This window comes from Sorangium sp. So ce185 (assembly GCF_051526825.1).
GTDB classification, from domain to species: domain Bacteria; phylum Myxococcota_A; class Polyangia; order Polyangiales; family Polyangiaceae; genus Sorangium; species Sorangium cellulosum_D.
Genome location: NZ_CP150316.1, coordinates 4,918,037 through 4,932,144, shown reverse-complemented (window position 1 = coordinate 4,932,144; position 14,108 = coordinate 4,918,037). Strand labels below are relative to the sequence as shown.

The 14,108-nt window shown below is 74.5% G+C and carries 7 protein-coding genes; 3 read left to right on the top strand and 4 right to left on the bottom strand.

The window, feature by feature from the left end; genetic code table 11:
* Positions 1-70: 70 nt before the first annotated feature.
* Positions 71-1,015, top strand: coding sequence for a metallophosphoesterase (locus WMF26_RS18120; RefSeq protein ID WP_438001335.1), 945 nt, complete (start codon positions 71-73; stop codon positions 1,013-1,015).
* A 36-nt stretch (positions 1,016-1,051) separates the two neighbouring features.
* Here WMF26_RS18120 and WMF26_RS18115 read toward each other — a convergent pair whose 3' ends face one another.
* Together WMF26_RS18115 and WMF26_RS18110 are read right to left on the bottom strand one after the other, a co-directional pair.
* Positions 1,052-3,043 (bottom strand): FTR1 family protein, encoded by a 1,992-nt coding sequence (locus WMF26_RS18115; protein ID WP_438001334.1) that lies wholly within the window; start codon positions 3,041-3,043, stop codon positions 1,052-1,054.
* Between the two features lie 91 nt (positions 3,044-3,134).
* Positions 3,135-4,322, bottom strand: coding sequence for an aminotransferase class V-fold PLP-dependent enzyme (locus WMF26_RS18110; RefSeq protein WP_438001333.1), 1,188 nt, complete (start codon positions 4,320-4,322; stop codon positions 3,135-3,137).
* A 495-nt stretch (positions 4,323-4,817) separates the two neighbouring features.
* On the opposite strand from WMF26_RS18110, the gene WMF26_RS18105 reads away from it, so the two are divergent.
* Positions 4,818-8,360: a protein kinase domain-containing protein gene (locus WMF26_RS18105; RefSeq protein ID WP_438001332.1), complete on the top strand. Its 3,543-nt coding sequence runs from the start codon at positions 4,818-4,820 to the stop codon at positions 8,358-8,360.
* Positions 8,361-8,579: 219 nt separating this feature from the next.
* Positions 8,580-9,263: a DNA mismatch repair endonuclease MutH gene (mutH, locus tag WMF26_RS18100; RefSeq protein ID WP_438001331.1), complete on the top strand. Its 684-nt coding sequence runs from the start codon at positions 8,580-8,582 to the stop codon at positions 9,261-9,263.
* An 18-nt stretch (positions 9,264-9,281) separates the two neighbouring features.
* Here the strand turns inward: mutH and WMF26_RS18095 are convergent, their stop codons facing one another.
* Positions 9,282-11,000: a serine/threonine protein kinase gene (locus WMF26_RS18095; RefSeq protein ID WP_438001330.1), complete on the bottom strand. Its 1,719-nt coding sequence runs from the start codon at positions 10,998-11,000 to the stop codon at positions 9,282-9,284.
* Positions 11,001-11,284: 284 nt separating this feature from the next.
* On the bottom strand, positions 11,285-13,402 hold the full coding sequence (locus WMF26_RS18090) for a hypothetical protein (RefSeq protein WP_061627911.1): 2,118 nt from the start codon (positions 13,400-13,402) through the stop codon (positions 11,285-11,287).
* Between the last annotated feature and the right edge of the window lie 706 nt (positions 13,403-14,108).

Here is a 14,108-nt window from a genome sequence, read left to right as displayed (position 1 = left end):
CGAGATGCCCCGCCAAGGGACAGTGCCGCTGGAGTATTGCAATGAATCTGGACGATCTGGCGGATTGCAAGTGAATCAGCAACCGGCCGGCGCGGCGCCGCCGCGCGGGGTCAGTTCGCGCGAGGCGAAGGCAGGGACGTTCGGCTATGCTGGAGACGTGCAGCGTGTCGTCGACCTCCCTGAGCGGGGCAGACTGATCGTCGCCACCGACTTTCAGGGCAATGTCGCGGATTTCGAGCGGATCGCCGAGATCTTCGAGCAGGCGGCGGCCGGCCCTGACGGCGCGGTGCTCGTCATTACGGGCGACCTGGTCCACGGGCCCGAGCTCGACGAGGGTGAATGGCCCGACTACCTGGGTTCATTCTACCGAGGCGATTCCGTGACCTTGTTGAAAAAGGCGCGAAACCTCGCGGACCGGCACCCGGGCAAGGTCCATTACCTGCTCGGCAACCACGAGCACGCGCACGTGGGGGGTCCGGTGGTGGCGAAGTTCTTTCCAGACGAGGCCCAGCGGCTCGAGGAACTCCTCGGTCCGGAGGACACGCTGGCGATGCGGAGCTGGTTCCGCGGATGGCCGTTCGTCGCCGTCGCGCGCGCGGCCCGGCTGGTCATGCTCCACGCCGCGCCGCACGCCCGCATCCAGAGCCGGGAGGACCTGGACCGGCTCCCGCTCGACGGCTTCCTCGACGTGCCGCTGTCGGAGATGAGTCTGCAGGGGACGCTCGGCGCGCTGCTCTGGGCGCGGAGCACCTCGAGCGAGCGCGCCCACGCCTTTCTGCGCGCGCTCGACCCGGACGCTCGCGTGGCGGTGTTCGGGCACGACGTGGCGCGCTCCGGGTACGCGATTGAGCGCGAGCCGATGCTCTGCCTGTCGACGAGCTTCGGCTGCTACGACGGCGACAAGCTCTACCTGGAGTGGGATCTCGCCGAGCCCGCGGAGAGCGCGACCGACGTCGCGTGGCGCGGGCTCCGGTCGCTGTACCCCGAGGCGCCGCGCGTCCACAGCGAGCCCTGAGCGCCGCGGCGAGCACGCCGCGGCGGCAGGCGACGGTCAGGCGGCGGGGCCGGGGGCGATCTGCGCCGGCGGCGCGGGAGGCTTCGGCGTGGCGTTCGCGTGGCGGCGGTCGGCGAGGATGCCGACGACCGCGAGGATCAGCAGCACGAGCTGCGCGCCCAGCGTCTCGACGGTCGGGAAGATGCCGAGGGCGGGCACGCTGCCGAAGGGCAGCGGGTGGACAGGCACCTTGCCGGCCATCTGGAGCGCGGCCACGCCCTGCCCGGCGAAGATGACCGCGAGCGCGTAGAGGAGATAGCTGGAGACGCGGAAGAAGACCTGCGGGGGCGCGAACCTGCCGGCGCGCGTGTACGCCGCGACCAGCACGACGAGTACCACCGTGCCCACCACGGCGCCCGCGACGGCCGCGCTCGCGGACGCGTTCGAGGCGAGCAGGGCCTGGTAGAAGAGCACCGTCTCGAACGCCTCGCGGTACGCGGCGAGCAGCGAGACGCCGAAGAGCGAGAGCGCCGCGCGCCGCGGCGAGATCTGCTGCTTCAGGAACTTCATCCAGCGGGCGACCTCGCGCTTCGCGAGGAGCGAGTAGCTCACGTAAAAGAGCACCGCCGTCGCGAGGAGCGCCGTCACCCCCTCGATGAGCTCGCGCTGCGCCCCGGAGATCGCGACGAGGCGGGCCGAGGCGATCCACGTGAGGATCCCGAGCCCGATCGCGGTGATCCAGCCGAAGTGGACGAAGCGCCGCTTGTCCGCGAGCCCCGCCTGGGCGGCGAGGCCGAGGAGCGCGGCGATGAGGAGCGCGGCCTCGACCCCCTCGCGCAGGATGATGCCCGCGCTCGAGAGGGCCGTCGAGGCGAAGCTCTTCGGCGCCGACGCGGGCGACAGGAGCGACTCGGCGCGGCCGACGTCGCGCAGCAGCGCGTCCATCGCGGCGCCCAGCTCGGCCGGGGACGCGCCCCGCTCGAGCTGGCCGCGGAGCTCCATGCTGCGGGACTCGAGCGCCGCGGCGAGCGAGGCGTCGGCGGCGCGGACGGGGGCCTCGATCGGCTCGATCCCCTCGAGGTACGCGTCGATGAGGTGCCCGCGGGCCGCGTCGCGCTCGCCCCGCGCGATCGCCTGCCGCGCGCGCTCGATCTTCACGCGCACGAGGCCCAGCGGGGAGCGGGCGGCGCGATCCTCGTACGGCGCGCGGAGGCGCAGATCCGCGAGCACCGCGGCCTCGGCGTCGGCCGGGACGCCGGCGCTGCGGAGCTCCTCGCGCAGATCGGCGTCCGTGCGCGCCGAGAGCTCGGCGAGCGTGAAGGCCGGCGCGACGCCCGCCGGCGCCGGCGCGACGCCCGCGTGGCGCAGGGCCAGCACGTAGAAGGCGAGATCCCAGCGGTCGGCGTCGGAGAGGAAGTTGAACGGGACCATCGCCGTCCCGTCGACGCCGAACCGGACCGTGCTCACGACGCGGTACGGGGCGATCGCCTCGCCGCGCTCGGGGTCGTGGAAGTTCACGGGGCGCGGCGTGAACGTGGCCGCGCGGGCGGTGTCCGCGCGCCCGGTCTCGCCGTGGCACGTCGCGCAGTGCTCCTGGTAGAGGCTCTTGCCCCGCGCCGCGTTCGGCGCGGCGCGCGGCGCCTCCTCGATCTGGAAGGCGCCGACGAGCTCGGCGCGCAGCCCCGCGACCAGGGCGACGACGTCCGCGGGCGGCGCCTTCCGATCGAGCAGCTCGCGGAGCTTCGCGATGCGCGCCGCGAGATCGAACTCGCGCCCGGCCGGGATCGACGGCTGGATGCGCGCCGCGATCTTCGCGCCGTCCGCGGCGAGGGACAGCTGCTCGGCGTACTCGTCGGGCACCGTGACGACCCCGTTCGCGACGGAGCCGCCGTAGTCGGCGCCGATGTAGCCGAGGATGTGCACGAGCCGCTGCGCCTCGACCTCCGGCGGATCGCCCTGATCCGCGCGGGCGAGCGGCGCCCCCAGCAGCACGGCAGCCAGGCACAGGATGGCGAGCGTCCACCGGCCGCGCGTGAACTTGATAGTCATATTCAGAAAATACCGTGGCCTGTACGCCGGGATCAAGGCGAAGGCGGCGTCGATTGGATCGAGATGGAGCGAGCGTCCGTCGGCGGCGGAGCTAGCGGTCGAGCTCCTCGACCAGGGCGGCGACGCCGGCGTCGATCTCGGCGTCGGTGAGGTACGGCGCCGGGCCGATGCGGACCACGTCGCGGCGCGCGTCGACGAGCACGCCGCGCGCGCGGAGGCGCTGCACGACGTCGCCCGCCCGCGCGGCGCGGACCGCGACGAAGCCGCCGCGCCGCTCGGGCTCGCGCGGCGAGACGACGTCGCCGCCGCGGCCCGCGGCGTCGAGGTGGCCGAGGATGCGCCCGGTCTGCCGCAGCGAGATCGCGCGCAGCCGCGGGACGGTGAGGCCGAAGCGATCCCAGTGCTCGAGCACGGCGGCGGCGCGGTAGAGCGCGCACGGGTCGAACGTGGAGCCCGCGAAGCGCGCGCCCCCCGGCGCGTACCCGACGCCGCCGCCGCCCGCGAGCGCGCCGAAGTCGGCGAACCAGCCGGTGAAGGCCGGGCGCAGCGCGCAGCCGCGCGGGGCGCGCATCCAGCAGAGCCCCTCGCCCATCGCCGCGTACTTGTAGCCGCCCGCGACCGCGAAGACGTGAGGCGCCGCGCTCCCCCACGCGATCGGGACGACGTTGAAGGCGTGGTAGGCGTCCACGAGCGGGACCGCGCCGATCTCGGCCGCGCGCGCGACGATCTCGTCGAGCCGCGGCACCACCGTGGCGCTCTCGAAGAGCACGGCCGAGATCGCGAGCATCGCGGTGCCCGGCACGAGCGCGGCGAGCAGCCGATCGGCGAGCGAGCGGCGCGGCTCGACGCTCACCCACGCGACCTCGACGCCGTCCTCGCCGAGGCGCGCGAGCTGGCGCCGGAGCGAGTGGAACTCGCCGTCGGTGGTGACGATCCGCGGACGATCGCGCCGAGGGAGCGACGAGATCAGCCGGTAGACGAGCTCGTGCGTGTTCTGGCCGAAGGCGATGTCGTCGCCCCGATCGAAGCCCATTCGCTCCAGGATCGCCGCCCCGACCGCCGCGCGCTTCGGGAACACCGCGTCGTCCCACTTGTCATCGACGAGCCGCGCGGCGTCGTCGAAGCACGCGGCGAGCGCGTCGCGCGCCACGTCGGGCCACGCCTGATGGGAGTGGCCCGTGAGCAGGATGCGCGGCGCCTCGCCCTGGGCGGGCACGAGGAAGCGCGAGTACGCCGCGCGGAGCGCGCCGAGATCGAACGAGAAGCCCTGCTGTTCCACGTCTCCCTGCATTCCAGCTCTTCGGTGCGGCCCCGCGCGACGGACGCGCAGGGCGCGGGCTCCGCGCGCGGTCCCGCTTAACCCACTTCGAGGTTCACTTCCACCGGCTCGATCCGCGTCGTCCCGCGCGCGGGCGGCGCCGAGCGCGCCCGTTGCGTCCTCGGCGAGCGCGCGGCGCGCGCCGAGCGCGCCGTCGCGCCCGCCAACGGCCCAGGCGGCCGGGCGCGAGAGAGCCCGGGCCGCCCGCGCGTCGCGCGACGACGGCGCCGGCGCGCCGGCCTCGTCCGCAGCGTGGTCACCCCGGGCGGCGCAGCGGAAAGCGCGGCGAGGGCGCGCCCCAGGCCGGTCCGATCATCGTAGGGGGAGGTGGCTCAATCGGAGCCCGGCGGAGCGCGCGCGCTCCGGATCGAGGTGGGAGGTTCCATGACGCGCGAGGATTGCGGCGGCGTGGGAGGGGGGCCGGCGCGCCGTCGCGCTAGACTGCGCCACCTGTCGATGCGACCGCGCGCGGAATACCTCGAAGGGCTCGTCGATCTCACGTCCCACGACGACCCGAACGTCCGGCGCGCGCTCTTCCGGCAGACGATCGCCTCGCTCGCCCTCGTCGACGCGCTCGACGGCTCGACGCCGCTCGACTCCCTCAGCCCGGATGGCCTGCTCCGGAGCGTCCAGACCGCCATGGCCGACGGGCTGCTCGACGATCTGAGCTGGCTCGCGCCGGCCGCCGCGAGCGTGGCGCTCTACGAGATCGCCGGCGCGCTCCCGCTCGGGCCCGAGCGGCGGGAGCTCGGCCGGCGCGTGCTCAACCAGCTCTACGCCGGCAACGCGGCGACGTTCGTCGCCCTCGCCACGCGCATGGCGGCCGGCTCGGCCCGCGGCCTCTCCGGGGCGGGCATCCGCGCCCGCGTGATGCTCTCGCTCTGGCTCCCCGCGGGCACGGACATCCCGGTCGATCCGCTCGCGCTGCTGCTCGCCTCTCGGCGCGAGCTGTCGCGCGACTGGATCGCGGCGCCCTCGACCGGCTCCCTGCCCGAGCGGCGCCTCGCCGCGCGCCTCATCGAGCGCGCCGCCCGCGAGGCGACCCGCCGGGCCATGCAGGGCGACGACCTCCCGCTCCGGCTTTTCCGCAACGTGAGCGACGGGCGCCGGCGCGATCTCGACCGCAGCGCCGACGGGATCGCGCTCGCGTGGCAGACGCTCCTCGCCGATCGCGAGCCGCTCGTGTGGCGCCACGTCGCCGCGGCGCGCGGCCTGCTCGCGGGGGTGCTGCCCGACTTCGCCGAGGAGGTGCGCGGCCTGCTCGCCCACGATCTCTCCCCCACCGAGTGGCGGCGCGGCGCCGCGTCGCTCGCCGCGAGCGTCGCCGTGGATCCGGACGGCGCGCTCGGCCGCGCCGTCGAGCTGCTCCGGAGCCCGCTGCTCGCGCAGGACCCGGGCATCGCCACGGCGATGGTGTGGGGGCTCCCCGTCGGGGCCGACGCGGAGCCCGAGGCCGCCGACGCGCTGCTCGACGAGATCGCGCGCGCGGCCCCGATGGCGACGGCCGAGGCGATCGTCGAGCTCCGGCGCGACCTGCGCGGCGTGACGAGCCGCGGGGAGCCGTTCGGCGCCCGCGCGGCGGCGCGGTGCGCCCGCGCGCTCGAGGACGCGATCGAGGCGCCGCCCAGCGCGCACGCCCGCGACGACGGCCTCGCGGCGCTCGCGCGCGTCGTCCACCGCGATCTCTCGATGGACGGCGCCGGGGTCGCGCTGCTGCGCGGCGCGCTCGACGGCGCCGTCGCGGCGTTCGTCGAGACCGGGCCGCGCGAGGCGCACGGCCGCGCGCTCGAGGCGTACGCCCTGGCGGCCGAGGTCGTGGGCGCGCTCGAGGAGATCGAGCTCTGCGAGCTCGACGACGCGCAGAGCGCCGCGGCGCGCAGGGCCGCGGTGGGGCTCGTGCGCGAGCTCGACGCCGAGCTGCTCGGCTCCGGCCTGCTGAAGGGCCTCCTGCTCCTGAACCGCCGGCCGAGCGAGGACTCGACCGGCGTCGCCTCGCTGGACGACCTCGACGAGCGGCTCGCGCGGTGGCTGCTCCGCGCCGAGGGGTCCCGCGCGAGCGCCTCGCCGCCGCTGCACGTGACCGTGCACCAGCGCAACCTCCGCGCGCTCATCCACCTGATCGACGGCGAGAGCACCGATTTCGGCGGCGAGCCGGAGCTCAAGGCGCGCGTGCTCTCCCGCTGGACCGGCGCCATCGGCGTGCTGCTCGACCGGCTGCGCGCCGACCGCGGCTCGTCGCTCCGCCGCGCCATCGCCGCGTCCGTCGCCCGCGGCCTCGACGCGCTCGTGCGCGAGGGGGCGGCCGACGCGGCCGACATCTTCCTGCACGCCGCGATGCGCGGCGGCGACCCCGACGACCTCGACGTGCTCGGCCAGGCGAGCATGCACCCGGACGTCGCCCAGCTCCTGCGCGCCTACGCGCGGTTCGCGCGCGGCGGGCGCGAGGGCGGCGCGCGCGCGCCGGACGACGAGGACGCCGCGGTGTCGCTCCGGTCGACGCGGAAGGGGGCGCTCGACGCGGAGCTCGCCGAGGCCGAGCGCGCGCGCGGGGCGCTCGAGCGCATCGCCGCCCTCGACGCGCTCGTCACCGCGCTGCCGGCGGGCGCGTCGCAGCGCACCGAGATCGTGCGCGGCGCGCTCGCCCGCCTCGCGCGCGCGCTCGGGGCGGTGAACGCGGCCCGCGCGCTCAGCGTGCTCACCGCGGCGGCCGACGGCGACGCGGACGCCTCGCCGCTCAGCACCCTGGAGGACGCCCTGACGCGCCTCGGGCAGCTGACCGCCGGCGCCCGCCGCCGCTGCGGCGACCACCCCCCCTCCCCGCCCTCCGGCGCGACCGAGCCGCTGCGCCTCGCGATCGAGGTCGCGCTGCAGGAGGAAGCGGACGCGGAGCCGAGCGTCGCCGCGCCCGTCGAGGCGCTCGTCTCGGCCGCGCGCGCGAGCATCCCGGCAGCGCTCGCCGACGTGGTCGCCCTCGTCGTGCCGCGCGTCATGCAGCTCCCGGTGCGGCGGCCGAGCGCGCCGGGCGGGGTCGCCCGGTCCGAGCAGCCGCTGCCCGCGTGGCTGCCGAGCCGCCGCACCCTCGGCGGCTTCTACGTGCACCGCCAGCTCGGCGGCGGCTCGCTGGGCACGGTGTTCATCGTCACCCGCACCGAGGAGCGGCACGATCCGTCGGCCGAGCGCTTCGCCCTGAAGGTGCCCGAGTACGATCACACGGCGGCCCGGAGCGTCTCGGAGGCCGACTTCCTCCGCCTGTTCCGGGAGGAGGCGGGCGCGCTCCTCTCGCTGCCCGATCACCCGAACCTCGCCCGCTTCGTCACGTTCGACGCGGGCGCCCGCCCGAAGCCGATCCTCGTGATGGAGCTCATCGAGGGCATCCGCTGCGACAAGCTGCTCGACGCGCGTGGCCTCACCTCGCGGAGCGCGGTGGCGCTGCTCGACGGCATCCTCGCCGGGCTGGAGGCCATGCACGCGGTCGGCGTCGGGCACCTCGACATCAAGCCGACCAACGTGATCCTGCGCGGGGGGCGGGAGCCCGTGCTCGTCGACTTCGGGCTGGCCGGCCGTCACATCCGGCCCGGCTGCGCCACCGGCTGCTACGGCGCCCCCGAGATCTGGGGCGTCGTTCCGCCCGGGGCCACCGCGACCCCGCTCACGGCCGACATCTACAGCTTCGGCTGCCTCGCCTACGAAATCCTCACCGGCAAGACGCTGTTCGACGCGCCCACCGAGGTCGCCCTCATCACGGCGCACATCACGCACGACGGGCTCCCCGCGCCGGTCAAGCGCCTCGCCGACGACCCGAGGACCGCCGACATCGCGGCGTTCATGTACGCATGTCTACGACATAACCCGCAGGACCGCGCGACCGCGTCGTCCCTGCGCGAGATGCTCCTCCGCATCACGGGCCAGCTCGCCGACATGAGGTGGCCGCTCGACGAGGTGCGGGCTCCGCGGCACAGCGCCGGAGGATCCCGGAAAAATCATACAGGAGATTCCTGACATCTTTTTCCTCCGAATCCTGTGGGCGCAAGGGGGGATTTCGGCGGTAGGCTCTCTCTTGGCGGCGCGTTCGGGGGGGCCGCGTATCAAGGCCGCCATGGCCCCCGGGTCAGCGCTGCTCGATTCTCATCGACGTTCCGGCGCACCCCGGCGGCCAACCTATCTCGAGCGCGTCGGATCGCTGGAGTCGCGCCGCGCGATGCTCTAAGGGCGGCGTCGTTGATCCCCCCGCTGGAACCGCCTCGCGACGAAGCCGAGCTCCGGTGGCGGGCGTCCGCGCTCGCCGGCCTGACGCTCGCGGACCTGGCGCGCGCGCTCGGGCGCGCGGTGCCCCGCGGCGGCGTGCGCACGAAGGGGGCCGCCGGCGCGCTCGTCGAGCGCGCGCTCGGCGCGACCGCCGGCTCGACGTCGAGGCCCGATTTCCCCCACCTCGGCATCGAGCTGAAGACGATCCCCGTGGACGGGGCCGGGGCGCCGCAGGAGTCGACGTTCGTCTGCTCGATCTCGCTGTCGGACGCCGATCGCGCGGAGTGGGAGACGTCGCGCGCCCGCGCGAAGCTGGCCCACGTGCTCTGGGTGCCGATCGTCGCCGCGCCGGGCGTGCCGAGCGAGGAGCGACGGCTGGGCGCCCCGCGGCTCTGGCGCCCGACGGAGGCGCAGGAGCGCGTGCTGCGCGCGGACTTCGAGGATCTGATGGGGCTCATCGGCATCGGCGCCGTCGAGGGGCTCACCGCGCGCGCGGGGCGCTGGCTCCAGGTGCGACCGAAGGCCGCGAGCGGGCGCGCGAGGACGCTCGCGTTCGGGCGCGACGGCGAGCTGATCGCGGCGCTGCCGCGCGGCTTCTACCTGCGCCCGGGCTTCACCGGCGCCATCCTGAGGGATCCGGCCGCGATGCCGGCGTGATCGGCGCGCGGGCGCGCGTCACTTGCAGGGGATGACCTTCTTGGTGCCGTCCGGCATCGTCGCGAAGCACGTCTCCATCGAGAGATCGTTGTTCACGGTCGATACGGGGCGCGCCGGCTCGGGATTGCTGGCCGGCGCCGCGTCGGTCGCCCCCGTCGTGCGCGGGCGCCCTCGCCCGCCGGCGTTCCCGCGCTGCGATTTGCCCGGCGCAGCGCTCGCCGCCGCCGTGCCCGCCGCGGACGGCCCGGCCCCGGCGTCCGCCGCGGCCTCGGTCGCGCCGCTGCCCGCGTCCGCTGCGCCCGCGTCCGCTGCGCCCGCGTCGCTCGCGCTCGCGCCCGCGTCGGCGGCCTCCGGATCGCCCACGGGGACGACCTTCGGGATCGCGGCGGCGGTGTCCGTCGGCTGGGGCGACGGCGGCGCCAGATCGGCGGGCGCCGCGGTGTCGCCCGGCGCAGACGCGGGGGCGGCCGGGTCTCCCGCTCGGAGGCCGAGCTGGCTGCGCTGGAAATAGAGCGCGCCCCACGCGCCCACGACCACAGCGACGGCCCCGACCGCCACGTAGAGCAGCGTGCGCCCGCGGCGCGGGGCCTCGTCCTCGGCCGGGGGCGCAGAGCCGGCGGTGCGCGCCGCCTTGTCGGTCACCGACGGGCCGCCGCTGCTCGTGCGCGAGGCGCGCGACATGGTCCGCGACATCGCCGCGCGCGAGGCCGGCGGAGGCAGATCGAGCTCCAGGGCGTGCTGGCGCAGGATCCCCGCGATGGTCGTGCGCGTGCCCGGCGCGGCGTACGGCGCGAGCGCCTGCACGAACTCCGCGATCGTCTGGTAGCGATCTTCCGGCTCGCGCGCGATCGACTTCTCGATCACCTCGACGAGGCCCTCCGGCACCTCGGGGCGGAGGTCCTGGAGCGCCTCGGGCGGCGACGTGTAGATCTTCGCGCACAGCTCGGGGAAGCTGTCGGCGACGTACGGCGGCCTGCCGCCGATGATCTCGAAGAGGCACACGCCGAGCGCGTAGATGTCAGTGCGCGGATCGACGCTCTTCGACGAGCGCATTTGTTCGGGTGACATGTACAGCGCCGACCCGAGGATCGTGGTCGTCTGCGTGAGGGAGACGTTGCCCGTGTCGCCGGTGAGGATCTTCGAGACGCCGAAGTCGAGCACCTTGATGAGCGGGGCGCCGTCGGGGCGCTTCGTGAGGAACAGGTTCGCCGGCTTCAGATCGCGGTGGACGATCCCGAGCGAGTGCGCCTCCGCGAGCGCCTCGCACGCCTGGACGATGTGATCGATGCACTCGCCGATCGCGAGCGTGCCCGCCTCGTGCGCGTGGCCGGCGAGGTCCACGCCGTCGAGGAGCTCCATCACCATGTACGGCTCGCCGCTGTCCAGCGCGGCGACGTCGAGCACGCGCACGACGTGGTGCGTCTGCAGCTTGGCGACCGTGCGCGCCTCGCGCATGAACCGCTCCGCCGCCTCGGTGTACGACATGAACTCCGGGAGCAGGAACTTGATCGCGACGCGCGTATCGAGGTCGAGGTGCAGCGCCTCGACCACGAGCCCCATGCCCCCGCGGCCGATCGTCCGCTCGACGCGGTACTTGCGCGCAATCACGGTGCCAGGCGCGATCGTGTAGACGTTGTCGGCCTTGGGTTCCCCCGCGCCGAGCGGAAACGCAGCCGTCTCCGGGCCGACGGAGTCCTCCCCTTCGGTCGAGTCCGGCTCACCAGAGGAGCGCGCCATCGAGCTAAGGTATACACGTCGCGCTTCTCCGAAGCGATTCCCCTCACGCCGCAGGAATGCAAAGCGTTGCGAAAAAATGCCTCCGACGTGGGATGAGCGCGCGGAAGGGGTGGAAACGAGCGCGCTTCAGGTCCTGCCTGCGCTCATGACGCACCGCGGGCGCGGCGCCCCGACACCGCTCCGGCGCAGCGCCCGCGGCGAGCGGGCGCCGACGCACCCTGCCGCTGTCTCCGGGCCGGCATCGACCCGCGGTCGCGCCAGGTCGATGGAGGTTGACAGCGAGCTCAGCGGGTACGCGCCGGCGGGGTCCGGGAGCGGCGCATGTTCGCCGTCGAGGAGGTCCGGTGCGGCCCCTCGGTGCCGTGCGCCGGCGTCTGCCGCGTGGCCTTGAGGTTGCCGAGATCGGCCTCGATCTCGACGCCGAGCGCGCGGCAGCGCCGGATGAGGCGCTCCAGATCGACCCCCGCCTCGATCAGCAAGCCCGAGGGGGGCGACGGATCGACGAACATCTCGGCCGCTGGCCTCCGCGTGCGGAGCAGCTCGCGGATCTCGGGATCCTCGATCCAGAGGAAGCCGGAGGCGCCGACGAAGCTCGCCTTGCCGATGACCACGCTCGCCTGGATGAGCATGCGCGAGATGGTGTCCGGCAGCGGCGCGACCGCCTCGATGCGCGAACGCAAGGCGTCGCTGTCGAGCCCCACGGACAGCGCGCGCGCGATCGACGGCGGGGTGAGCAGGAGATCGACCTGATCGCCGACGCGCCCGATCTCGGCGAAGGCCGAGAGCCCGAGCACGGCCGAGACCTTGGCGCTCGCGCCGACGCGCAGCGCGTGCGCCTCCACGAACTTGCTCTTGCCGTTGTCCGAGCTCGGCGCCGAGCCCGCGAGCAGCGCCCGCCCGCGCGGCGTGAGCCGGAGCGCCAGATCCGCGCTGGCCACGTCCTCGGCCCCGCCGAGGTCGATGATCCCGAGCGCCGGCAGGGACTCCAGCGCGATCCGCCGCGTGATCTCGGGGACCTCCGGCGCCTCGACCGAGGCGCGCTCGGCCCAGCGGCGGACGAGCCGCTCGACCCCGGCGATCCGCTCGTCGGCCGCGAGGTAGCCCTGCAGCGACTGCCACGGCACCCAGCGGCCCTCGCCGAGGTCGTGCAGCGCGTCGAGCACCATCTCGCGGAGCGCGCCGATCGGGCTCGCGTCGCGGTTGTCAGACGCGACCCGGAGCACCTCCCGCTCGGCCCGCGCCTCATCCCACGCGCCGCCGCGGCGCCACGTCGTGAACAGGAGCGGCGTCAGCTCCTGCACCTGGAGCGAGCCAGGCGGCGTGGCCGGCGACGCGGCCGAGGCGTCCCAGAGCCCGACCGCCCGCGACAGCGCGGCGACGAGCGCGACGCTCTCGACGTCCCGCCCGAAGCGCTGCCCCAGCCGGACGAGCAGCGACCGCGGCGTGCCGACGCCGGGGCGCACGTCGCTCCCCGGCTCGCGCACGCAGTAAGCGAGCGCCAGGGCGAGCATCCCCGGATCCGACGCGAAGCGGGCGCGCCGCGGGGCGTGGTCCTCCTCGAGGACGAACGACCGGATCTGCTCCCGCCGCTTCTCGCGCATCCGGCGGCGATCCGCGCCCACGATGGCGGCGACCTCGGTGGGCACGACATGGCGGTTCGGGTGGATCGGGATCAGGAAGGCGCGGCGCTCGAGCGCGAAGCCAGCGCCGCGCCGGCTCGCCGTCACCCCGCTCGCGCTGCGGAGGCGCATCGGCTCCCGCTCCAGATCGAGCAGCTCCTGCGTGTCGACCTCGCCGCCGACGGACTCGATCGCCTCGAGCAGGCGGCGCTCGACCGGCGCGAGGCGATCGATCTCCTCGCGGAGCCGGTCCGGATCGCTCAGCGTCTCCCAGGCGACCTCGAGGGACAGCGCGATGGGCGGCGTGGCCGGGCGGCCGAGGTAGTGCGTCGCGATCGCGCTCATCGTCTCGAACGGCGCCTGCGCGAGAAGCGCCCGGATCGCCCGCGGGTCCTCGCTCTCCCAGCTCTTCAGCTGGACCAGGAACGCCGCGGGGAGCACGAGCTCGATGCCTTCGTCGGTCTTGCGCGCGTAGACCACGCCGCGCGCGATGAGCGGCTCGAGCCCGGCCGGGAGCGAGGGGACGACGAGCACGCCGCCCGCCTCCGCGATGCGGTGGAGCAGCTCCCGGCTGGCGGTCGGGAGCCGCGACGGATCGCGTACGTCGGGGAGGCCGACGAGCGCTCGAGCCGCCTGAGAGGGCGCGTCGATGCGCTTCGCCGCGTCGATGCGGATCCCCATGCGCGTGATGAGGCCCTTGAGCTCTGACTCCGGGAGGGCGCGGAGGATCGCGTCGAGCCGCCTCGGCGACTCGTCGAGCTCAGCCTCATCACTGCTCGCCATGCCTCCCGATTCGCGTGTCACCCGACCTAGCTCCTCATCTGCAGGATTCCCCCGCCCCGACTGTCGTCCGTTGGTCGTGGTCATGCGTTCGACCTATCTCCCGAAGTTCCGATGACCCACGTTAACCAGCGGAATAGCCAGCCTCCTAACGTACACCAGGATGCTCGTCCAGCTTCAAGAAATCGAGCACTTTCCTCCTCCGTTCACAATTTTCTCCGTTCACAATTTCGTCGCGGGCCTCGGCGGCGTTCTCGCTCGCGCCTCGTTCGGTTCTCGCTCGCGCCTCGTGGTTCTCGTTCGCTCGTTCGCGGCGTCGTGCAACACCATCGCCGGATTCCGGCTCAGGATTCCTGATGCTCACCGCCGCTTCGCTCTCCGCCTGAGCCGTCTCGAGGTCTTGTGTCGTACGGCGGAGCCGCACGCAATCGCACGACCTCGCACGCACGCGCATGCGCCGGTTGCGTTCGCGCGCCGCGGCGCGCGATGCGCGGCGCGACACGTCTCTACGTTACGCTCGACGTCGACCGCGACATTCCGCGCCGGCGTGACTGCCCCCCGCCGGGAGGATTCCGTCGCGCGCGCCACGGTCGCCGGGGAGCCGACCGGGTCGCCCCATCGCCCGCGAGGAACGCTCCCCGACGAGCCGCGCTTGCCTTCCCGTAGGCTCGCGTGGGAACGTCGCGTACCTCCTTGATTTCCCGCCCCT